Origin of the sequence: Metabacillus fastidiosus NBRC 101226, assembly GCF_001591625.1 — a bacterium.
Taxonomy (GTDB): Bacteria; Bacillota; Bacilli; order Bacillales; family Bacillaceae; genus Metabacillus; species Metabacillus fastidiosus.
The window spans coordinates 23,211-45,116 of sequence record NZ_BCVG01000023.1 but is presented as its reverse complement, the minus strand read 5'-3'; the positions used below and the strand labels follow the sequence as shown (position 1 = coordinate 45,116).

The following is a 21,906-nucleotide window of genomic DNA, read 5'->3' as shown; positions in this document are numbered from 1 at the left end:
TTGGATCTCCCGCTTAACTTCCTCGAATTGCCAGAACTTTGAAGGGAGAATCTTACTGCCCGTTAAGACTGGGATAAACTTGTTTTACTACAAGGAGAGAATTCTATGGAAAAATTAATGAGAAGAATCGATGTGGCAAGTAAACGGAAAGCAGCAGATACTGTCATTAAAAACGGAAAAATTATTGATGTTTTCAATTTGGAAATAATCGAGGCTGATATAGCAATTGCTGATGGTGTCATCGTCGGCATCGGAGAAGGCTATGAGGGCCAAAAAGTCATTGATGCAAAGGATCGCTATGTTGCTCCTTCCTTTATTGACGGACATGTTCATATTGAGTCTTCGATGGTAGCACCGAGTGAATTTTCAAAAGTTGTTCTGCCACATGGTATAACGACTGTTATAACAGACCCGCATGAGATCGCAAATGTATGTGGAGAAAAAGGAATTTCATTTTTCCTTGAAAATTCGGAAGAACTTCCGCTTGACGTTTTCTTTATGCTGCCATCAAGTGTTCCAGCAACTCCATTTGAGAATGCAGGGGCAAAGCTTTTAGCAAAGGATCTTAAACCATTCTTCTCACACGAGCGTGTTTTAGGTTTGGCGGAAGTAATGGACTATCCCGCTGTTATGAATAATGATGCTGCCATGATTGAAAAACTTTCTATGACAAATAAAATTGACGGACATGCAGCAGGACTTGATGTTGACGGCATTAATATTTACAGGGCTGCACGCATCAAAACCGATCATGAATGCATAACGCCTAAGGAGGCAAAAGAGCGTATCCAGCGCGGCATGTATGTCATGATTAGAGAAGGTTCCGGAGCGAAAAACCTGATTGATTTAATTCCCGTTGTTAACGAAAAGAACTCACGTCGCTTCCTTTTCTGCACAGATGATAAGCATTTGGATGAACTTATTAGCGAAGGTTCAATCGACCATAACGTTCGCCTTGCGATTCAGCAAGGGTTAGATCCTATCCTCGCTATCCAGCTAGCATCTCTTAATGCCGCTGAGTGTTTTGGCTTAGAAAATAAAGGTGCAATTGCTCCAGGCTATGAAGCAGATTTTATTATAGTTGATGACTTAAACAAGCTTACTGGAATGACTGTTTATAAGGCTGGAGAAAGAGTTGCCGATAACGGCATCTATTTACTAAAAGATAATGACAGTGTAAAACCTAAACCTGAAATCACTAATACCGTAAAAATCGATAACATAAAAAAAGAACATTTAAATATAAAAATTCCCTCAGAAAATAAGGCAAATATTATTGGTATTATCCCTAATCAAATTGTGACAGAACGATTAATAGAACCAGTACATATAGAGAATGGACTATTCATTCCTTCTGTTGAAAGGGACCAATTAAAACTTGCGGTTATTGAAAGACATTCTAATACACACAATATTGGACTCGGCATTGTAAAAGGATTTAAATTAACATCAGGCGCAATTGCAGGAACAGTTGCTCATGATTCCCATAATCTTGTCGCAGCAGGCACAACCGATGAAGACATCATTACTGCTATTGAAGCTATTAAAGAAATGAACGGCGGACTTGTTGTCGTTAAAGACAGCAAAGTATTAGCTAAAGTTCCATTAGCTGTTGCCGGGCTCGTCTCTTTAGAAAACTATGAAACCGTTAATAGACAATTGAAGCAATTACATAAGGTATTAAATGAAATTACACCGATTAAAGACTTCAGTCTTTTTTCTATATTATCGTTTCTCTGTTTACCGGTAATTCCACAATTAAAACTGACAGATCTTGGACTTTTTGACGTGGACCGTTTTGAACATATCAGTATATCGCTTTAAAATAAAAAATGCACTCGGAAGTTTAACTTCCAGTGCATTTTTCTTAATATATCCGGACAATCGAATGGCAATAACCATCTATCCTCAAATTCCTATATTTTTTATATCTTTGGTAAGCAAAAAATATCGATTATTCAACGTTTTTTATCTACTGGATAAACATGCCAACAAAGAATCAATCGTCGGGACAGCCGGCATTTCATTCGGACTAAATCCACATTGCTTTGCTGCCTCAGTAGAGTTATTTCCCATGCAAACAATTCTGGAGCATTTTGCGATGGAATCAATTTCATATGAGACAGCTTCCTGTGCAAAAATATGAACAGATTTACCACTGGGGAAAAATAATACTTCAGGCAGCTTTTCCATTATTTCTTCGGCAATAATTTGACTACTAATCTGATCGATATATTTTTTACTCGTTATAAGCAGTTCATGTTCTCCGTATTTTAATATATTTTTCCCATTTTCCGCCCCTATCTGTTGATCACCAACAATTAGAAGCTTCCCTGCACCTGGCATCTTTTCTGCTAAAAAGCCCTCTCGTTCATAGCTTTTAAGGACCCGCAACGTTTTAAGTGACAGTCCGAAAAAATGTCCTTTCAACTCTATACTATTTTCAATTACTATATTAAAAAATTCGGTAACAGCTTCTGATGAAGTGAATAGTATTTTATCGAATAAACCAAGCTTCTTAACTGCAGCTTCCTCGACAGGTAAAATTATTTTTTCCCATTTCGGAAATTCAAATACTTCGGCACCATTTCTTCTTAGTTCATTCGCTACTTTACTCTCTTCCGTGCCTGTTCGGACAAGAACTATTTTTTGATTAGTTAGCAGCATACGTCCCTTTATAAAATTGTTCTAAAGCGATAATCGCACTTCCCATTCGTTCTTCTTCCGGGATAACAATTCTTTTAACATTTTCTTCTTTTAAAGCTGCTGCTGTTATTTTGCCGACAGCGACAGCAACGACATCTGTTTCAAATGCTTCAATTAACTGATCGTAAAGTCCTTTTTCCTTTACATACGCAAAAAGGAAGCGCGGCTGTGGTGCACTTGTAAAGTTTACCGCATCCACTTTTCTTTCTAAAATTTCATTAACAAGCTGTTCCAGTACTTCACGGCTTGGCGGAATATGCTGATAAGGGAGAATTTCTTTATATTCCTCTACTCCCTGCTCTTCAAGATATTCAATTAACGTCGGTGCAGGATCACCATGTAATTGGAGCGCTACTTTACAACCTTTAAGATTTACTCCTTGAAGTGCTCTTATTAAGCCTGAAGTTGTCCCATCATCATCTTTTACATCTGGTGATCCAATGTTTAATTTCTTGAGCATATTCTTCGTTTTATATCCTCGTGCCGCTATGTTTGCTTTTTGAAGAGTCTCGATAAATTCATCACCTAAGCCGATTCTCTCTGCTGTTTTATAAAGTGTCTCCGTTCCAATTCCTGTCGTTAAGATAAACCAGTCATATTTTCCTTGGACAAGACTCTTAATCTCCTGCTCTAAATTAGAGTCATCTAAAAAAATCGTACCTTGTGCTGGACGTACGATAGGAGTTCCACCAAGATTAGAAATCAATTTACTTAATTCTTCTGATTTACGCTTACCAGCTAACGCAATTGTTTTACCTTCTAAACGCTTCAACCGCCGACCCCTCCATGAATAGTTATGAAGTTAATATACCATTTAATAGTTATAATGATAAGTATTAGTCAAACTTTACTTGTTCCCAATCATAGTACAAATCAGTGCGGCGGTCACGCCATGTCGTAACAGAACCGCGTTCACGAACCTCGTAAAGAAGGCTGAGATCAAGATCTGCTGTCACAATCATGTCGTTATTTAACTCACCTTCTACGACAAGTCCCTGTGGTGGAAATGGAATATCATTCGGACTAATAACTGCAGCCTGACCGAAGTTAGCGCGCATAAAATCAACTGTCGGCAAGGAACCTACCGTTCCTGTCAGCACTACATACACTTGATTTTCAATCGCACGAGCATGGCTTGTATAGCGGACACGATGAAAACCGTGGCGGTCATCTGTGCAAGACGGGCAGAAGATAATATCGGCGCCTTTTGCCTTCGCCATCCGTACAATTTCTGGAAATTCAATATCATAGCAAGTTAAAATCGCTATTCTGCCTTTCTCCGTATCAAAGACACGCAATCCATCTCCTCCAGCTATATTCCATTCTTCTACCTCTGTCGGTGTCACATGGAGTTTCTCCTGCTCCTCTATTCTTCCATCCGGATAGAATAGATGTGCAACATTGTAAAGCTTACCTTCTCTATGAATAACATGTGTGCCGCCAATGATATGAATATTATTCTCTATCGCAAAACGGGAAAATAGCCCCCGATATTGCTCTGTAAATCCCGGCAGTTCATTAATTGTTAACCTCGTTCCCTGACTGCTCCCGATCGAAAGTAATTGGGTCGTAAAAAATTCTGGAAATAATATAAATTCTGTATTAAATTCTTTTGCTGTTTTTATATAATGCTCACATTGTTGAGCGAAGTCATTAAAAGATTCAATTGTGTGTAAATGATATTGTACTGCTGATACTCTTATTCTCAACTCCATCTCCTCCTAATTTTTAAATACAATGATTTGATTATTGTATATTTACAAACATTTCTCAAGGGAAACTTTTTGACAAAATAAAGGCAAAAAAACCTGACTGCAGGTTGTTATTAAAAAGCCTGCAGCCAGGTTGCCTTCTCGGCGAAAAGATATACAATACATAATAGAATAAAATCCTTAATACCAGCTTTTCAACATTCTCCTCTTTCACTTTCTAAAAATGATTCTTTTTTCCGCCAAGACGGGATTTGCGTATCAGCTGATTGACGACTTCCGAAAACACCAGTCCGATTGCGATTGCCCCCGAAATCATAAATGCCTTTGCCGCCAACTGAACGGCAATATCATAGTCATTTTCTACGAATTTCCGCATTGCATCATACGCCAAACCACCAGGTACTAAAGGAATAATTCCAGAAACATTGAAAATAATGATTGGTGTTTTATAAAGTTTGGCAAAAGTTTGGCTTAATACCGCAATAAAGAAAGCAGAAATGAGGGTAGCAATAACAGTATCTTCATTCATATTGTATAACGATAAATAAAGAATCCAGCCAAACATACCGACAAAGCCACATTGTATTATTGCCTTCTTCGGCGCATTAAAAATGATCCCAAAAGCGGCGGAGGCAATAAAACTAGTTATAAATTGTTCCATTCATTTATCATCCTTCCCGCTTTTTAAATAATGGAGAAAACAACTGCAATTCCAGTACCGATTGCAAATGCTGTTAAGCAGGCCTCGGCGCCTTTTGAAATTCCCGAAACGAGATGGCCTGCCATTAAATCTCTTACAGCATTCGTAATAAGAAGACCCGGCACAAGAGGCATAACAGCTCCGATAATGATTTTATCTATCTCATGTCCAAAACCGCTCATAACTAATAAGAAAGCGAGAAGACCGATAATAAAAGCAGAAACAAATTCAGCGAAGAACTTAATCTCCACTAAGTATTGAAAATAAAGTAAAGCACAAAAACCGACACCACCTGTTATAACAGCAGGCAAGAAATCAATCCACTTCCCTTGAAACATAATTAAAAAACAACCGCTCGCTAGTGCAGCAGCAATTATTTGTACCCAAACTGGAAAAGAGTATTTCGTCTTTTCAACTTCTTTTAATCTTTCACATGCATCTTGAACAGTAAGTTTTTTTTCACTTATTTTTCGTGAAATATCATTTACTACGGCTACTTTTTCTAAATTGGTAAAACGCTCGGATACCCTGATTAATCTAGTTGTCTCACTGCTGTCAATGGAGAAAATAATTCCTGTCGGCGTAACAAAGCTATGAGAATGCAAAATGCCAAAAGCAGCAGCAATCCTTGTCATTGTATCTTCTACACGATACGTCTCTGCCCCGTTTTGAAGCATGATTTTCCCCGCGAGCAAACATACTTCAGTAACTTCATCTGTTCTTATATACTCATTTTCCAAACGCCGGCACCTCCTAGTTGTTGCCATTATAACATGGCAATTCGATTAATCATGTAAAAACAACAAAAAGCCGGCACATATTCAAGCTGCCGGCCTTCTATCATTTCTTATTCTTATACAATTCTACTTTCTCGGTTTCGATTATCTTTGATATTGAACCCGGTGCAGATTGGCGAATATTCCGCCCTGTTCAATCAGTTCATCATGTCCGCCTTCCTCGGCAATGCCATCTTTCGTAACAACGACAATACGGTCAGCATTTCGGATCGTAGCCAATCTATGGGCGATGATAAGAGTTGTTCGATTTTCAGCAAGCTTATTCAATGCTTCTTGAATAATTAACTCTGTTTCTGTATCGAGTGCCGATGTCGCCTCATCTAAAATCAAAATTGGCGGATTCTTCAAGAACATCCTCGCAATTGCAAGTCTTTGCTTTTGTCCCCCTGAAAGTTTTAATCCTCTTTGTCCAATTTGTGTATCATACCCGTCTGGTAAAGATTCAATAAACTCTTCTAAATGAGCATTTCTGGCTGCTTCTCTTATTTCCTCTTCCGTTGCATCTAATTTGCCGTATGCAATATTTTCACGCAATGTTCCGGTAAATAAGAACACATCTTGCTGAACAATACCGATCTGCGCTCTAAGAGAGTGCTTTGTCATATGGCGGACATCTATACCATCGATAGTAATAGTACCGCCCTCGACATCGTAAAATCTTGGGATAAGCGAGCAGATTGTTGTCTTCCCGGCACCTGATGGGCCGACAAAGGCAACTGTTTCTCCTGCATGAATATTTAAATTAATACCATTTAAAACTGGATGCTTTCCATCATAGCTGAAGTCCACATTTTTTAAAACGATATCACCGCGGAGTGTCTCCACTTCTACCGCTTCTTTTATATCCTTTATTTCAGGCTCAGAATCAAGCAGCTCTATGAAGCGTTTGAAACCTGCCATCCCTTTCGGATACAGCTCCATTAATGAACTAATTTTATCAACAGGTTTAAATAATACATTCACATAAAGAACAAAGCCAACTAATTCCCCATACGACAATCGGCCCGTAAAGCTTAACCATGCACCGTAAATAAGGACAGTCAGAATAATAAATCTTGTCATCATATAGATGCTCGACCCAGTTAACGCCATGATACGATAGCCAGCAATTTTTGCCTTTCTAAATTTCCCGTTATTTTCCCTAAATCTCTCATTTTCAAATTTTTCATTTGTAAAGGATTGAACAACACGAACACCTGAAACACTATCTTCTACTCTTGCATTGACATCTGCAATTTCACCGTACATACGCTTCCAAGCCTTGTTCATTTTGATATTACAAAAAGTCATAACTAAAGCAAGCAGAGGCAGTACAAGAATTGTAACAAGTGCAAGCTGTACATTAATCGTTACCATAATCCAAAAGGCACCGATAAACGTCATAACGGCAATAAACAAGTCCTCAGGACCATGATGGGCAAGTTCACCGATATCAAATAAATCATTTGTAATCCTGCTCATAATATGGCCTGTCTTCGTATTATCGAAAAAGCTGAATGACTGCTTCTGAACATGTTCAAATAATTGATCCCTCATATCGGTCTCAATATTGGTTCCTAGTTTATGTCCCCAATATGTAACGATATATTGCAAAAATGTACTCATCAAATAAACTAAGAACAGTCCAACACTAACAGATACAATAGTCGACCAGTTACCAGTCGGCAGTAACGAGTCAATGAACCAGCTGACCGCAAGCGGGAAAGCTAATTCCAACAGAGCAACGACAACTGCACTGCTAAAATCTAAAATAAATAACTTCTTATGTGGCTTATAATATGAAAAAAATCGACTCAGCATATTAAATATTCTCCTTTAAAACTTTTAACATAAAATTAATTATACGTCTAATTAAGAATGTTTATCAATTATAATGTTTTTAATAACGTAAAACCGAATAAAATTCATCTAAAAAAAGAGAATATTCTAAGTCATTTTTTCAACTTAGAACATTCTCTACCTTCTATTTTATTATTCCCATATAAATAATAAAAACTCTATTTATCATTTAGAATGTGCATTTTTTGCTTTGCGTTCAAACATCTCTGCTTTTTTATTTAATGCTTTCGCCTTCTTCACATTTCCGTTACTCTGTGCAGCTGCTGCTTTCTTTTTTAAAATATCAGATTTTTTGTTGAAGATTTCAGATTTCGTGCCAAGTATACTAGCGGTCTCTTTTTGCTCCTTATTTATCTTCTCGTTTTCAGCATTTGTAACTTCTGCTTTTCTCTGAAGTATGTCCGCTTTTCTTTTCAATGCCTCTGCTTTATATTTATTCCCATAATTCTCAGCGATTTCAGCCTTCTGCATTAACATTTCAGATTTATTCTGGAATATTTCCGTTTTACTTCCGTATGCATTACCTTGTGCATGTGAAGTAATCGGGGCAACTAATACAAGCCCTGTAATACCTGCAACTAATCCTAATTTCTTCATTTTCATCAAAATCCGCTCCCTTTTATATGACCCATGCCTATAATTTATATATTTTTAAATCTGTCTAAATTATAGAAATCGATCTTAAAATTTTTGATGATGAATTATAAGTCGTTTTTATTTTCTAGATCGCTTACTAATATAAATGAATAATGATAGAAAAAATTACATTAACCCTGCATATCAAGTAATAAACTTCGACTTATATCATCATTTTTTGACAACTTTCTGTCAGCTATATGTTTCTATTTTCCAAGATATTTTTTGGGGGTTATTCCATTTTTTATTTAATTTAAATAAAAAAGAGCTGCTTTCTTAGTTTGAAAGCAGCTCCTAGAACGAAAAATTTTTATAGATATTGAACTTTTAAAAGAAAACTAATAACATTATTTATTCATTTGAGCTAAAAAATCACCCAGTAAGTCATCTAAACTCTCATTAACTGTCTCTTCTTCAACCGAAGAGTCTACCTGCACTTCTGTTCCCCAGTCGATTTCATCAAGATCGTCATCATCGATAATATTTAACGGCTGCTTGATTGTTTCTACTTCTTCCTCATCCTGCATTAGAGGTCTAGCCACAGGATCCGTTGTTCCTGCTGCTTCTTCTAAAGGCATAGAATAGTAATCTTCATTGATAATATCATTATTTAGTGATGACAAGAGAGAAGCAACACGAAGCGGATCAGACAATAACTGATGAATGATGCTTCCTAATAAAGCTTGTGACTGCTCATGCTTTAACCAGTCCCGCTGTGCTTTACTTAAACGCCTTGGAAGCGGTAGATGAAGCACTTCCTGATGTTCAGCTAAGGATTGGGTCATGCCGGTCATGACGAACTCAGCGATCTTACTTGAGAAATTCCTTTTCTCTGTTTCTTTTAAATATTGTAAATGCTTCACGATATGATCAGGAGTATCAGCGGGAATACGGAATGTAATAGGCTGTCCCCGCTTGATCTCTGCCATTTTCATAAAATCACCCTAGTTTGTTTTTCCCTGCTTCTGTTCTTCTTTTGGTGCAGCAGCAGGTACTTTTTCTGCTTTTCTCGCAAAGTCAGTAATTAATTTATAATAAGCATTTGCCATCATCCAAATACTTTCCTTCTCATCTTCAAAGAAGTCGATATTATAACCGTCTAACTTATTATTCATCGTTTTAAGATATTCTTTTAAAATAAGCGAACCTCCACCGATGAAATAACAGATTTCTGTTTGAGAGTTTTTTTGCCAAGTATTTCGCAGAATACGATATTGTTTTTTAGCTAATTCAAAAAGAATACGGTCAACGATATCATGAACGCTTGTCCGGCTTCCTTTCACCATAATATGATTTCGATCGTTTTTCTTTGTTATAATTTCAACAACATCACGGCGGCTGTCCAGTTCAACCCCATGTCTTGAACGAATCTCTTCACGAATCATTTCAAGAGATTCAGACACTCCAAGATTAAATCCCTGTGCCTTATCATCATCAACTTTACGATCTTTAATTACAGCAATATCTGTTGAAAGACCACCGATATCTTGAATAAGAATCCTTCTATCAATTAATTCTTTATTAACGATATTTAAGTTATTATCCATAACAAGATTTATAAATGCAGCAAATCCTTCTGGATATACTTTTACTTCATCAAATCTAATATTTACTTTTTGTCCTTGATATTTCGGTGTCACTAGAAATTCCACCTGGTGAACAGCACTTAATAACTGAGAGCGGTAGCCAACATCCTTACCTTCTTTTACTTCTCTTAAAGGAAGACCTGTTCCCAGCAAGTAAGTAGCTTCAACAACATTATTAGATTTTTTAAAGATTTGTTTATTCTCATCGCGGACCGCATCAAGTGCTAAGGCAGCAAATAGCATAATAATTGTTTGATCTTCTTCCGATTTACTGCTGCCAGGATCGAGCTCTGACGAATTATCACTCTTAGTCGCAAGCTGTCCAACCCTGTAAATTGCATTATTATCTTTTAAAATCGGGGAATGGACACGAATATGTATGCCATTAAGCGGGTCTTGATTGTCTAATTCTTCAATTCCAATAATAGGACGATCTTCAATATCTCTAGCAATTACATTCGGAATGTTTAACTCTGCTTCCATTCTTCCAAAAATAGCCTTTAGAGAATCATTACCAACATCAATAGCAGCAATACGTGTATTTGTCATAAAACCATCCCTTTCACCATATGTTAAATAATAGTAAAACATTTCTAAACGTAGTTAAAGATTATAACGTTTACATAGGCAAGTCAACGAAACTGCTAAAAGAATAATGAAACTTTTAATCTAGTAACGTGTTTGTAATGAAGTATACATTTTCGTAAACAAATGTATACTTTATTGTTTACTTGTACACATATCCGTATACATTTGTATACACTTATGTTTACTTGTGTACATATTTGTAATCATGTATATAAATTTGTATACTTTCTTTTTTTAATAATAATTTCAATAAAAAAGTGTTCTCCCCTCCCCTTCCAGCCATAATGTGAAAAGAGACAGTAAGAACACTTTGTCTAAATACTATTAGAAAACAATTGTTTTATTTTCATGTACAATTACTCTATCTTCCAAATGCCACTTAACTGCACGGGAAAGTACACTTCTCTCAATCGAACGTCCAATTTTCTTTAAATCCTCAATCTTATCACGATGGTCTACACGCATTATATCCTGCTCGATAATTGGTCCTTCATCAAGATCATTTGTAACATAATGGGAAGTAGCACCAATTAATTTAACTCCTCTTTTATAAGCACGGTCATATGGTCTCGCACCGATAAAGGCTGGTAAGAACGAATGATGGATATTAATAATTTTAAATGGATGTGCTTCGACAAAATCTGGTGTTAAAATTTGCATGTAGCGTGCTAAAATTATAAGGTCAATATTATTTTCCTTTAATAAAGCTAGCTGCTCTTTTTCTACCTCAGCTCGATTTTCCTTGCTTGCTGGAATATAATAAAACGGGATATTTAAAGATTCTACAATTTCTCTTGAATCTTCATGATTACTAATAACCATCGCAATCTCCGTAAGCAGGTCGCCACTCTGCCATTCCCAAAGTAATTCCCGTAAACAATGAAGCTCTTTTGAAACAAAAATAGCTGTCTTTTTCACTTCATAACCAGAAGTTAGATTCCAATCCATTGAAAAATGTTCTGCAATTGTTTGGAATTCCTTCCTAATCTGCTCTTCTTTTGACTTTAATTCTCCACACTCAAATTCAATTCTAATGAAAAATTGTCCACCGTGCGGATCTGTCGAATATTGACTTGACTCAATAATATTTGCATTATATTCATATAAAAATTTAGAAATAGCCGCCACAATACCAGGCTGATCCGGACACTTAACTAATAAACAGCCTCTGTTCTGCTTACTTTCTTTAAATGCTTTTAATTGATTTTGTACAATCGAATTCATGATGAATATCTCCTTCTTAAAAAATACAACTACCATACATTTAGTACTATGTGAATATTGCTTTGTATATAATATCATAACTTTATCGATCTTTAATACGTAATTAATATTCAGTTAATTCAATTAATTATAATATCTTTTTCTGCTTTATATAATAGTAAGAATACTTATCTCCCTAATTCATTCAACTACTGTTAAACAATATGGAGTATTGTTCACGAAGCATTCCAATGAAATGATTATTAGTCCTAAGTACCTACCTCCATTCTTTAGTTTTTATAATAAACAAAAAAATATTCCCATTTCTTATTTTACATCTTTCAGAATATTTGATAACATTTAAAATATTTGGTATATAAAAGCACATTGTCGTACGTACATCAATTTAGGTTCATTATATGTATAATTTTCTAGAAAACTCTATTTAATAGTCTCCATATTCATACATTCTTTCTGGATATATAGTGATCGGGCTCACGATTTCCCCTCCCCTAAATACTCCATTTTTCAAGCTTAGAAAATTGGAATTCCCGAAGATGTAACGTCGTATTACAATTACTTCTCATTTTGTCAGCTCTGCACAACTGAATCATTTTCCTAATATACTGTTTATACTTTATGAAAGCAGTTGTAAGAATGGTACAAAATGTTTGAAAGTACGTGCATTTAAAATTAAATACTTAAAAAGAAGGTGGCAACAAATGAAAACTGTTGAAGAAATTAAAGAAAATTCTATGGAAGTTGCTAGAAATTACGTCAATGAAGTATATGAAGCAGTAATCGCACGCAACCCAAATGAAAGTGAATTCCATCAAGCTGTTAAAGAAATTTTTGATTCCCTTGTGCCAGTATTCGCAAAAGAACCAAAATATATGAAACACGGTGTACTTGAGCGTATTTCTGAGCCAGAAAGACTTATTACTTTCAGAGTTCCATGGGTTGATGATAATGGAAAAGTCCATGTAAACCGTGGTTTCCGTGTTCAATTTAACAGCAATATCGGTCCTTATAAAGGCGGTATTAGATTCCATCCTTCAGTAAATGCAAGTATTATTAAGTTTTTAGGGTTTGAGCAAATTTTTAAAAACTCTTTAACTGGTCAGCCAATTGGCGGCGGTAAAGGCGGTTCAGATTTCGATCCTAAGGGCAGATCAGACAATGAAATTATGAGATTTACTCAAAGCTTTATGACTGAGCTCTGTAAATATATCGGACCTGATGTAGACGTTCCTGCTGGCGATATAGGCGTTGGCGCTAGAGAAGTAGGTTATATGTTCGGACAATATAAAAAGATCCGTGGCGGCTATGAGGCTGGCGTTCTAACTGGTAAAGGAATTGGCTATGGCGGAAGTTTAGCAAGAACAGAAGCTACTGGTTACGGTACGGTTTATTTCGTCGAGGAAATGTTAAAGGATCAAGGTTTAGGCTTTGCTGGAAGTACAGTAATTGTATCCGGTTCTGGTAATGTTTCAACATATGCAATTCAAAAGGCACAAAGCTTTGGTGCTAAAGTTGTCGCATGCAGTGATTCTAATGGTTATATTTATGATAAAGAGGGCATTAACCTTGATACAGTTAAGAGAATAAAAGAAGTAGAGAGAAAGAGAATTTCAGAATATGTAAATGAACATCCACATGCTGAATATCATGAAGGCTGCTCTGGCATCTGGTCAATCCCTTGTGATATTGCTTTACCATGTGCTACACAAAATGAAATTGATGAACTAGCAGCTCAAATATTAGTTGATAATGGTGTTAGAGCAGTTGGAGAAGGTGCTAATATGCCTTCTACACTTAAAGCAATCGACATATTCTTAAACAATAATATTCTTTTTGGGCCTGCAAAAGCTGCTAACGCTGGTGGTGTAGCTGTTTCATCATTAGAAATGGCACAAAACAGCATGAGACTTTCTTGGACATTTGAAGAAGTCGATGCTAAATTACATGAAATTATGAAAAATATTTATAGAAACAGTGTGAAAGCAGCTGAAAATTACGGTCATCCTGGAAACTTAGTTGTCGGTGCTAATATTGCAGGATTTATTAAAGTAGCAGATGCGATGATCGCTCAAGGTGTTATCTAATCCATTTTATAATAAGAAAAAAGACAATTTCAAAACGAAATTGTCTTTTTTCCTTAAATCCGGTTATCTTGTTTCATTTTATCATATAATAATTCCCGTGAATCCTCTTCTAAAAATTGAACATCAACTGTTGAGTCTTTCCCGTCATTGTTAACTTGTATAATCTCTCCTGCGAAAGAATAATTCGATTCAGGCAGGAAGACATCTAATTTCGAACCAATAGCCATTTCCACTTGCTTAGGTAATGAAATCTGACATCCTCCAGTACTAATATCTACTATACTAGCTTCCGTTTGATCTATTATTCTGCCACTGTAAGGAATATCTTTTATAGGAAGATTTGATTTTTCCTTACCTACCGCTACTTCCTCTACAGCATTGCCAAGCGGTTCCGGAAGCAAAGTTAATAAACAAAGAATAGAAACTTGAAATTTAGGAGATAATTGTTTTTGATTAAAAGTCAGCTTACTCATAGAAAAGATATATTTAGAAATAGCATAAACCATTCCTGACTTTTCCCCATATTCAATATCTTCTTCATTCACTTTATTTCCGTACACTTCACGAACCCAAGCTTGAGTCTGCTCAAGCGGCATATGGAAGAATGTAAATTGTGCTTTATATCCTTCTGAATATTCATTATAGTAAGTAAGCCTTGCTTCTAGTTCATGTTCCCCTTCCTTACCATGAATAATTAATTTTACACTTCCATCTAATCTCTCAAGTTCTGGGAGCATGACAGTACACCCATTATCAAATACATCAAGACATTTAGCTTTAATAGATGAATGATTGCTGCTTACATTTACAATATCAACTTCATAATCTCTCTCGAAGCTTTCAGCCTGGCTATCTCTAGGACGCTCATATGCAATCATAAAAGAGCATAAAATTAAAACAATATTAAAACAAATCCAAAATAAATTAATAATAGGTCCTGCATAATAACCATATTCTAATGAGTCTATTAATACTAATACACCTTTAACTGCTGCAATCAGTGATACAAAAAGCAGAACAGAGGCTGGCTTAAGAAAAGCCTTATTTAAACTTGCTTCTTTCTTCGATTGGATTCCTTTCGGAGTTACTTTAAACTTAATTGGCTTTTTAAGAATAGTTTCAACTAACACTGCCCATGCAAGAGAAGGAGTTAAAATTGTCTCTTGAATATTACTCCAGAAAAATGATACTTTCCTGCCGTTAATAATATAGTTCGCAATATTAGTAAATAAGAAATACGGCAGCCAAATTGTCATAATAGCGGAAACGGTTGTGTTTAAAAAAGGTACTCCAAATAATAAATATACGATCGGAGAAAGAATAAAGATCATCTTAAATAAGCCAAAATACCAATAGCTCGCAGATCCTAAGTATAATAATCTCTGCATTACCGTCAGCCCTTTAAGTGTTAAAGGGTTCCACTTTCTGATCGTTTGAATATTCCCTCGTGCCCATCTAATTCTTTGAGATATTAAATCATCTAATGACTCAGGTGCTAAGCCTTGTGCCAAAACTTCACTGTATGCAATAGTTTTGTAACCCTTAGCCTGCAATAACATACCTGTTGCCATATCTTCTGTAATTGTTCCAGTAGCAAATCCTCCAACAGAATCTAATGCTGTACGACTGAATATCGTATTGCTTCCAACATAAATGGCTGCATTAAATCTATCCCTGCCTGATTGAATATTTTGCATGAAATTATCCTGTTCATTCGGAATATTTCTGCCTTGAAAGCTATTATACTGAAAAATATCTTCATTAAAAAAGGATTGCGGAGTTTGCACAAAGGCAACATTTTGGTCATTAAAAAACCCGACAGTATGCTTTAGAAAATTCGGTTTAGGTACCATATCCGCATCTAAGGTAACGACCAATTCACCATTCGTATATGCCATAGCATTATTTAAATTACCTGCTTTTGCATGCTCGTTTGTCGGACGATCCAAATATTTAATTCCTAATTTCTCTGCAAGCTTCCTTGCTTCAGCTCTTCGGCCATCATCACACAGCCATATGTTCATCTTCTCTTTGTCATATTCAATGTTCTTACAGCCAAGAATCGTTCTCGTTAATACGTCAGAAGATTCATTATACGTTGCAATAAATATATCAACTGTCGGAAGTACCTTAGGCAGTTCCGGTTTAGCATATTTAGTAGGCTTAAATAATGTAATATAATTTAATGTACTTTGGATAATAAGTATTAGTTCAACTGTTACCAGTGCAAGCCCAGCTATTAATGCCCATCCAGTCGGCAATGTGTATAAAAATCTCCAGCCAATATAAATCCATGAAACGAGTAAAGATAAAATAATTAGTACTCTTTTAATATTCATTTTATAATCCATTCATCACCCTTCTTTCATTTTATTTTTTTGAACATAGACAACAAGAAATGAAAACCATACTGTGAAAATTTTGTCAGTTTTGGTCGAAGATGCTAGTTTTTATTATAGAAAAACCTTTCCATAGTTTTCTAGTGAATTTCTTCCTATTTATATGTAATTTTTTACCACGGTATTTTTTCTATAATAATTACCACTTCTGTATTAAATTTCGGAGAAAATGCTGCATTATTGGGGGTTAATCTCTTAAAAACTATTTAATAAAAGAGACGGATGATTATTTAAAAATACAATTAGTTATTCGAGTTTTTATAACTTCACTAACTTAATATTTAATATTATTTATAAAATAATGAAATTTCCGAATGATTTTTAGTTATCCATCTAGTATTTCATCTATAAATTTGTTACTAATTTATAGATATGTATAATCCAACTATCTATCCCATCTCAATACAAAAATGTAAAATAGTATGTGAGAAAAGACCTATCTTTTTCCTATTTTTTCTGTTATCTTAAAATTAACTAATTATTTTATAAGGGGTTTGCTATGAAAAGGACATTAACGTGGAAACTTGGAATTATTATTATCGGTGTTATTTTTTCATCTTTAATCATTACTTCTTTCACGACCTACAGAACAGCGTACAAGAGTCTTTATGAAGCAGCCGGAATAGAAGCATATGGTTGTGCGAATATTACAACGGGTCTACTGACACCTCAAGATGTTAGTGACATAATGAGTGGAAAGAGAAATGATGAAATAGGGGATTTTCTTAACTGGACTGTCAACCATAAAGCTATTTTTGAAAGCCAATATATTCTTGATCTGGATGGCAAAATTTTAGCAATGGATGATAATTTGAAAAATAAAGGATTCAATGTGGGCGATTCCTTTTATATGGATAAAGATGCTATTAATATGTTACTAGAAATGAAGCATTCTACCTATTCTCATATTTACGAATATGGCGGAATGAAAAGACTCTCTGGATATGCGCCTATTTTCAAAGACCATGATCCCAGTAAAGAGGTTATTGCTGTTAACGTAATCGATTTTGACGGCAACATCGTTTCAGACCGTACTTGGACTGTTGTGAAGGATGGAATTTTATTAGGCTCTATTCCATTAATTTTGGCAACAATCCTTACATTATTTTTAATTAGAAAGAAGACAAAGCCAATCTCACAACTGATCGAGAGAACGAGAATCATTGCAGACGGTGATATAACTGCATCTGCTCTACGTGTTAAAAGCAATGATGAAGTAGGAGATCTAGCTAGAAATCTTAATGAGATGTCCGCCAATCTAAGAGAAGTTATTTCAACGATTAAAGGTGCCTCAGCAGAACTAGTTTCAAATGTGAATACTACATCTGCTTCCATGAATGAAATGAGCACAGCACTTAGTCGTGTTTCTAACAAAATGGAGGAGGTAGCTTCTGAAACTTCTACAGGAGCTGAAATGACCGGTGACGCTTCAAAAGCATTAACGAGCTTAGCTAGTTTAATCAGCTCATCTAAGGAAAAAGCAGATGCTAGTGTTGATAGCGCAGAACATACTATGGTAACAGCTGAACAAGGTATACAAAAGGTTCATGAAATTGTAGAGAGAATGAATGTTATTAAATCATCTACTTTAGATACACAGCAAATTATCGGAACATTAAGTAATTACACATCTGAAATTCAAAATATTACAGAAGCAATCACTCAAATTGCAGAACAAACGAATTTACTTGCATTAAATGCCGCAATTGAAGCTGCACGTGCTGGTGAAAATGGAAAAGGTTTCGCCGTTGTTGCTGATGAGGTACGCAAATTAGCAGAACAATCAAACCGGGAAGCTTCAGAAGTCGGCAATCTTGTGGCAAAGATTACGGCAAGTATTAATGAAACTGTCCACAGAATTGAAGAAAGCCGTAAAAATGTAGAAGAAGGAGAACAAACAGTTAATGAAACTGGTGAAGCACTGGAGAAAATCAGCTTTGCCGTAAAAAATATTGTTAGTGAAATTAAAGGACTATCCTCCTTAACACATGATGAAGCAGAAACTTCTGCTCAAATTGTTCAACTCGTTCATCGTTTAGAAGAAGCTAATGAGAATATGTCTAATAGTGCTCAAGAAGTATCGGCTGCAACTGAACAAACGGCCGCTTCTGTTGAAGAAGTTGCATCCCGCTCAGATTCAATAACTGAGATGGCGAATAAACTTAATACAATTGTTAATAAATTTAAACTTTAAACGATAATTATTAGTAAAATATAAGAAAAATAAGCAGCTCTGTTCATTCGACTGAATAGGGCTGCTTATTTTTTAGCTTATAATAGTCATCCACATAATGGTTTAACACACTTAAAGCACCTTTATAGAGAAATTGTGCAGCTTTCATTAAGCTTTTTTCATCAATTGTAAAAGCAGGATGATGCCAATCTTCATTGCCATTAGTCCCAAAAAAAACAAATGCACCGGGTATATGCTGTAAATAATAAGAAAAGTCCTCTCCTGCCATCGATGGAACAGGATCAATAATATGCAAAGACTGACTATTTGCAGACTGATGGAGAATTTCTGTAACAGCAGGATTATTTTGCAGTGGAGGCGGTCCTGGAAACCAGCGGATGGAGAACTCTTGAGAAAAACCTGAGGCTGTATGTTCTATAATTTTCCGGAATCTCGCTTCTACTTCCTGGCGAATATGATGATCAAAGGTACGAATTGTGCCCTCAATTGTTACATCACCTGGAATAACATTCCACGTGCTTCCCCCTGTTATTTTTGTTACACTGACAACCGCACTATGAAGCGGAGAAACATTTCGGCTTACGATCGTTTGAAGGGCTGTAATTAAATAAGCAGATGCTGTAATTGGGTCACTTCCATTATGAGGCATAGCTGCATGGCTTCCTTTTCCATAAAAAACAACTTGAAAACGATCTACTGCTGCCATTAGCGCCCCTGCTTTTAGACCAATCGTTCCAACTTGTAAGTCCGGCTTATTATGTATTCCAATAATAGCTTCAACATTCCTAATATGACCATCTTTTATAACTTTTTCAGCTCCTCCACCTAATTCCTCCGCTGGCTGAAAAATAAATTTAATTGTTCCATTTAAATTTTCTTCATTCTCTTTTAGGAGATAAGCAGCACCAATCGCTGCTGCTGTATGAAAATCATGCCCGCATGCATGCATCTTCCCACTGATTTTTGAGGTATATGAAAGTCCAGTCTTCTCTTCAATAGGAAGAGCATCAATATCTGCACGGATTGCAATGACCGGCCCCTCCTTCTTACCCTTTATTTCTGCAATAACACCCGTTTTTAGTTTTGTTTCAAGAATACTGATATTATTCTCCTCAAGGCATTTTCTAATAAACTTTGTTGTTTCATATTCTTCATTTGATAGTTCAGGATATTGATGGAGATGACGCCGAATTGCAATTAAATGCTCTTCTAATTGATCTGTTCTACTCAAAATAACACCTCCTTCTTTTATAAATCCAGACGATAGCACATTACTAATACATCTTTTCCTTCAAATTCTTTTTCCTTATCCCGTTTGAAACCAAGCCATTCATACAATCGAATCGCTTTTTGCATCTTATTACTCGTATGTAAAAATAGAGAAACGGCGCCTATGCTCTTTGCATAATTTATACTTGTATCCAGTAATTGCTGGGCAACTCCTCGACTTCTTGCATTAGGATGAACAGCTAATAGTCTAATGATAGGAGAAAAAATTTGAAGCTCCGGCTTTCCGTATGCTTCTTCGGAAGATTTAAAAATCTGTATCGTTCCAAGAATCTCCTCCCCATCTTTTGCAACGAAAATTTTATCAATATAAGGATTATCAACAGATGAGCGAATATTCTCCAAATATTCCTGCCATAATTCAGGAGCCGAATATTCTTCCTCATACTGTTGATAGCTTTCAATTAATAAACTTCTTACTATTTCACGCTCTTCATCAACTAACTCGCTTATTAAAATTTGATTAGACATACAAAACCCCCTCTGTCCTTCCCTTCTATAACTTAGCTTCTTCAGTATTTAACACTCTTTCCAAATGTGATATTCCCACCTCTGTTACTGCTCTATAAACATTATTCTCACCAATCTCAATAACAGGAACATGGCGTACATTATATTTAATTTGTAAAATATCTCTCCATTCATCCTTATTTGTTACATCAATTGTTTCATAGCTAATTTCTCTTTCTTGTAAATATTTTTTCACTTCATCACAATAATGGCAGCCTTCTTTTGACCAAACAACAACAGATAGCTCTCTCGGCATAGTAATAAAACTCCTTCCTTCGCTTATTTTTTCATGAATGAGAGGGAAATTGCACAAAAAAACTCCTGAACGTCTTAGAACGAACAGGAGCTTTTGGTTGACCAATCAGCTTTTATACTTAGCTCTCATTTTACTCATATTATTCCAATCTGTAAAGTATAATTTAGAAAGAATTTTATACAGTATGAAAATTTCAGAAAAATTAAAAAACTTGTTGACTGATATGTTTTTTTGAAGTAGAGTGGAAATCAATTTCAAATAATAGACAGTAAGAACCAAATGAATTGCCTTTAAAATTCATTTTATATCCTCTCCCAAGAATAAATTATTTGAATAAAATGACCTCTTCTTAATTTTAAAAGAGGAATATCAAACATTAAAACCAAGTAAACAACTCTAATTAATGTGTTTACTTGGTAGAAAAGGAGTGTTGTTTAATGAAAAAGGCAAAATGGTTAGCAGCAGTATTCACTACCCTTCTGGCTCTTGTTATTTCAGGTTGCGGAAATGGTGAAAAAGCATCGACTGCAGCAGACAAGGACAATGGGCAAAAAGAAGAAAAGAAAGAAGTAACCTTAAAAATTAGTGCATCCTCTACCCCACATGCAGAAATATTGGAGTATATTGCATCTGATTTAGAAAAAGAAGGGATTAAATTGGAAGTCAGTTCATCAGACGGTATCCAAACAAATCAGCAAACTGCTGAGAAACAGATCGATGCCAACTTCTTCCAACATACACCTTTTTTAGAACAAGTAAATAAGGACAGCGGCTTGGACTTAGTAAAAGTTATTGGTGTACATATTGAACCTTTTGGTGTTTATTCAAAAAAAATCAAAAAGATTGAAGATTTATCGGAAGGAGCGAAAGTAGCAGTCCCTAAAGATCCTGTTAACTTTTCACGAGCATTATTATTATTTGAAAATAACAATATTATTGAATTGAATAAAGAAAAAGATGGGAATTATACAATTGAAGATATTAAGAAAAATGATAAAAAAATTGAATTCGTTCCTGTTGACGGTCCGCTTCTTGTACGCTCACTTGATGACGTAGAGGCATCAGCAATCAATACAAACTATGCTCTAGAAGGTGGATTTAAGCCACTTGAAGATGCTCTTATTATTGAAGGAACCGATTCTCCATATGTTAATATTCTAGTTTCTCGTCCAGACAATAAAGACAGCGAGCCAATCCAGAAGCTTGCAAAAGTGTTAACGACTGAGAAAGTAAAGAAATTTATTCTAGAAAAATATGAAGGTGCTGTTGTTCCAGCCTTCTAAATAGCAAAAATAAGAAACTGTTCATGTCAGGAATGTTCATGAAGCTAATCTTTATATCCCCTTCATGAACATTTCACAACCTTCTTCTGAAAACCAATGATAATC

Annotated in this window: 18 protein-coding genes; 4 read left to right on the top strand and 14 right to left on the bottom strand. The window is 35.5% G+C overall.

Annotated features, from left to right (window positions below; genetic code table 11):
* The first annotated feature begins 105 nt into the window (after window positions 1-105).
* Entirely contained in the window at window positions 106-1,824 is a 1,719-nt protein-coding gene (ade, locus tag BFA01S_RS08485) for an adenine deaminase (RefSeq protein WP_066228387.1), read from the top strand.
* A 144-nt stretch (window positions 1,825-1,968) separates the two neighbouring features.
* Here the strand turns inward: ade and BFA01S_RS08480 are convergent, their stop codons facing one another.
* The 10 genes from BFA01S_RS08480 to purU all read right to left on the bottom strand — a co-directional run bounded on the left by BFA01S_RS08480 (window position 1,969) and on the right by purU (window position 11,788).
* Complete coding sequence (locus BFA01S_RS08480) at window positions 1,969-2,667, bottom strand: uroporphyrinogen-III synthase (RefSeq protein ID WP_066228383.1); 699 nt, start codon at window positions 2,665-2,667, stop codon at window positions 1,969-1,971.
* On the bottom strand, window positions 2,654-3,478 hold the full coding sequence (locus BFA01S_RS08475; protein ID WP_066228380.1) for a uroporphyrinogen-III synthase: 825 nt from the start codon (window positions 3,476-3,478) through the stop codon (window positions 2,654-2,656). Before BFA01S_RS08475 ends, BFA01S_RS08480 begins: the two co-directional genes overlap by 14 nt.
* Window positions 3,479-3,542: 64 nt before the next feature.
* Window positions 3,543-4,415 carry a carbon-nitrogen hydrolase family protein gene (locus BFA01S_RS08470; RefSeq protein ID WP_066228377.1) on the bottom strand — a complete coding sequence of 291 codons (873 nt, stop codon included), beginning with the start codon at window positions 4,413-4,415 and terminating at the stop codon, window positions 3,543-3,545.
* 220 nt (window positions 4,416-4,635) lie between these two features.
* On the bottom strand, window positions 4,636-5,079 hold the full coding sequence (locus BFA01S_RS08465) for a threonine/serine exporter family protein (RefSeq protein ID WP_066228374.1): 444 nt from the start codon (window positions 5,077-5,079) through the stop codon (window positions 4,636-4,638).
* 23 nt (window positions 5,080-5,102) lie between these two features.
* Window positions 5,103-5,858: a threonine/serine exporter family protein gene (locus BFA01S_RS08460; protein ID WP_268874839.1), complete on the bottom strand. Its 756-nt coding sequence runs from the start codon at window positions 5,856-5,858 to the stop codon at window positions 5,103-5,105.
* A gap of 141 nt (window positions 5,859-5,999) precedes the next feature.
* Window positions 6,000-7,715, bottom strand: coding sequence for an ABC transporter ATP-binding protein (locus tag BFA01S_RS08455; RefSeq protein WP_066228370.1), 1,716 nt, complete (start codon window positions 7,713-7,715; stop codon window positions 6,000-6,002).
* A 204-nt stretch (window positions 7,716-7,919) separates the two neighbouring features.
* Window positions 7,920-8,357, bottom strand: coding sequence for a hypothetical protein (locus BFA01S_RS08450; RefSeq protein ID WP_066228367.1), 438 nt, complete (start codon window positions 8,355-8,357; stop codon window positions 7,920-7,922).
* Between the two features lie 380 nt (window positions 8,358-8,737).
* Window positions 8,738-9,325, bottom strand: a complete 588-nt coding sequence (locus tag BFA01S_RS08445; RefSeq protein ID WP_066228364.1) for a hypothetical protein — start codon at window positions 9,323-9,325, stop codon at window positions 8,738-8,740.
* A 9-nt stretch (window positions 9,326-9,334) separates the two neighbouring features.
* Window positions 9,335-10,525 (bottom strand): ParM/StbA family protein, encoded by a 1,191-nt coding sequence (locus tag BFA01S_RS08440; protein ID WP_066228359.1) that lies wholly within the window; start codon window positions 10,523-10,525, stop codon window positions 9,335-9,337.
* 363 nt (window positions 10,526-10,888) lie between these two features.
* Window positions 10,889-11,788 carry a formyltetrahydrofolate deformylase gene (purU, locus tag BFA01S_RS08435; RefSeq protein ID WP_066228357.1) on the bottom strand — a complete coding sequence of 300 codons (900 nt, stop codon included), beginning with the start codon at window positions 11,786-11,788 and terminating at the stop codon, window positions 10,889-10,891.
* Window positions 11,789-12,489: 701 nt separating this feature from the next.
* On the opposite strand from purU, the gene gdhA reads away from it, so the two are divergent.
* Window positions 12,490-13,872: an NADP-specific glutamate dehydrogenase gene (gene gdhA, locus BFA01S_RS08430; RefSeq protein ID WP_066228356.1), complete on the top strand. Its 1,383-nt coding sequence runs from the start codon at window positions 12,490-12,492 to the stop codon at window positions 13,870-13,872.
* 53 nt (window positions 13,873-13,925) lie between these two features.
* Here gdhA and BFA01S_RS08425 read toward each other — a convergent pair whose 3' ends face one another.
* The gene (locus tag BFA01S_RS08425; protein WP_066228353.1) at window positions 13,926-16,223 is read right to left on the bottom strand and encodes a glycosyltransferase family 2 protein; all 2,298 of its coding nucleotides are present in this window, start codon (window positions 16,221-16,223) and stop codon (window positions 13,926-13,928) included.
* A 547-nt stretch (window positions 16,224-16,770) separates the two neighbouring features.
* Here BFA01S_RS08425 and BFA01S_RS08420 point away from each other — a divergent pair.
* Window positions 16,771-18,465, top strand: a complete 1,695-nt coding sequence (locus tag BFA01S_RS08420) for a methyl-accepting chemotaxis protein (protein ID WP_066228351.1) — start codon at window positions 16,771-16,773, stop codon at window positions 18,463-18,465.
* 43 nt (window positions 18,466-18,508) lie between these two features.
* On the opposite strand, the gene BFA01S_RS08415 is transcribed toward BFA01S_RS08420, so the two are convergent.
* From BFA01S_RS08415 to BFA01S_RS08405, 3 genes are read right to left on the bottom strand one after another with little or no spacing between them, the layout of a single operon-like run.
* On the bottom strand, window positions 18,509-19,699 hold the full coding sequence (locus tag BFA01S_RS08415; RefSeq protein ID WP_066228396.1) for an amidohydrolase: 1,191 nt from the start codon (window positions 19,697-19,699) through the stop codon (window positions 18,509-18,511).
* Window positions 19,700-19,713: 14 nt separating this feature from the next.
* A complete protein-coding gene (locus BFA01S_RS08410) occupies window positions 19,714-20,223 on the bottom strand; it encodes a GNAT family N-acetyltransferase (protein WP_066228349.1) in 510 nt (169 codons plus the stop codon).
* Window positions 20,224-20,248: 25 nt separating this feature from the next.
* A complete protein-coding gene (locus BFA01S_RS08405) occupies window positions 20,249-20,518 on the bottom strand; it encodes a glutaredoxin family protein (protein ID WP_066228346.1) in 270 nt (89 codons plus the stop codon).
* A 437-nt stretch (window positions 20,519-20,955) separates the two neighbouring features.
* On the opposite strand from BFA01S_RS08405, the gene BFA01S_RS08400 reads away from it, so the two are divergent.
* Window positions 20,956-21,801 carry a MetQ/NlpA family ABC transporter substrate-binding protein gene (locus BFA01S_RS08400; RefSeq protein ID WP_066228344.1) on the top strand — a complete coding sequence of 282 codons (846 nt, stop codon included), beginning with the start codon at window positions 20,956-20,958 and terminating at the stop codon, window positions 21,799-21,801.
* Window positions 21,802-21,906: the final 105 nt, after the last annotated feature.

Coding starts and splice junctions, on each gene's coding strand:
- purU (WP_066228357.1), bottom strand. CDS start 11,788: ATGAATTCGATTGTACAAAATCAATTAAAAGCATTTAAAGAAAGTAAG.
- gdhA (WP_066228356.1), top strand. CDS start 12,490: ATGAAAACTGTTGAAGAAATTAAAGAAAATTCTATGGAAGTTGCTAGA.
- BFA01S_RS08440 (WP_066228359.1), bottom strand. CDS start 10,525: ATGACAAATACACGTATTGCTGCTATTGATGTTGGTAATGATTCTCTA.
- BFA01S_RS08450 (WP_066228367.1), bottom strand. CDS start 8,357: ATGAAAATGAAGAAATTAGGATTAGTTGCAGGTATTACAGGGCTTGTA.
- BFA01S_RS08455 (WP_066228370.1), bottom strand. CDS start 7,715: ATGCTGAGTCGATTTTTTTCATATTATAAGCCACATAAGAAGTTATTT.
- BFA01S_RS08405 (WP_066228346.1), bottom strand. CDS start 20,518: ATGCCGAGAGAGCTATCTGTTGTTGTTTGGTCAAAAGAAGGCTGCCAT.
- BFA01S_RS08410 (WP_066228349.1), bottom strand. CDS start 20,223: ATGTCTAATCAAATTTTAATAAGCGAGTTAGTTGATGAAGAGCGTGAA.
- BFA01S_RS08425 (WP_066228353.1), bottom strand. CDS start 16,223: ATGGATTATAAAATGAATATTAAAAGAGTACTAATTATTTTATCTTTA.
- BFA01S_RS08420 (WP_066228351.1), top strand. CDS start 16,771: ATGAAAAGGACATTAACGTGGAAACTTGGAATTATTATTATCGGTGTT.
- BFA01S_RS08400 (WP_066228344.1), top strand. CDS start 20,956: ATGAAAAAGGCAAAATGGTTAGCAGCAGTATTCACTACCCTTCTGGCT.
- BFA01S_RS08480 (WP_066228383.1), bottom strand. CDS start 2,667: ATGCTGCTAACTAATCAAAAAATAGTTCTTGTCCGAACAGGCACGGAA.
- BFA01S_RS08465 (WP_066228374.1), bottom strand. CDS start 5,079: ATGGAACAATTTATAACTAGTTTTATTGCCTCCGCCGCTTTTGGGATC.
- ade (WP_066228387.1), top strand. CDS start 106: ATGGAAAAATTAATGAGAAGAATCGATGTGGCAAGTAAACGGAAAGCA.
- BFA01S_RS08445 (WP_066228364.1), bottom strand. CDS start 9,325: ATGAAAATGGCAGAGATCAAGCGGGGACAGCCTATTACATTCCGTATT.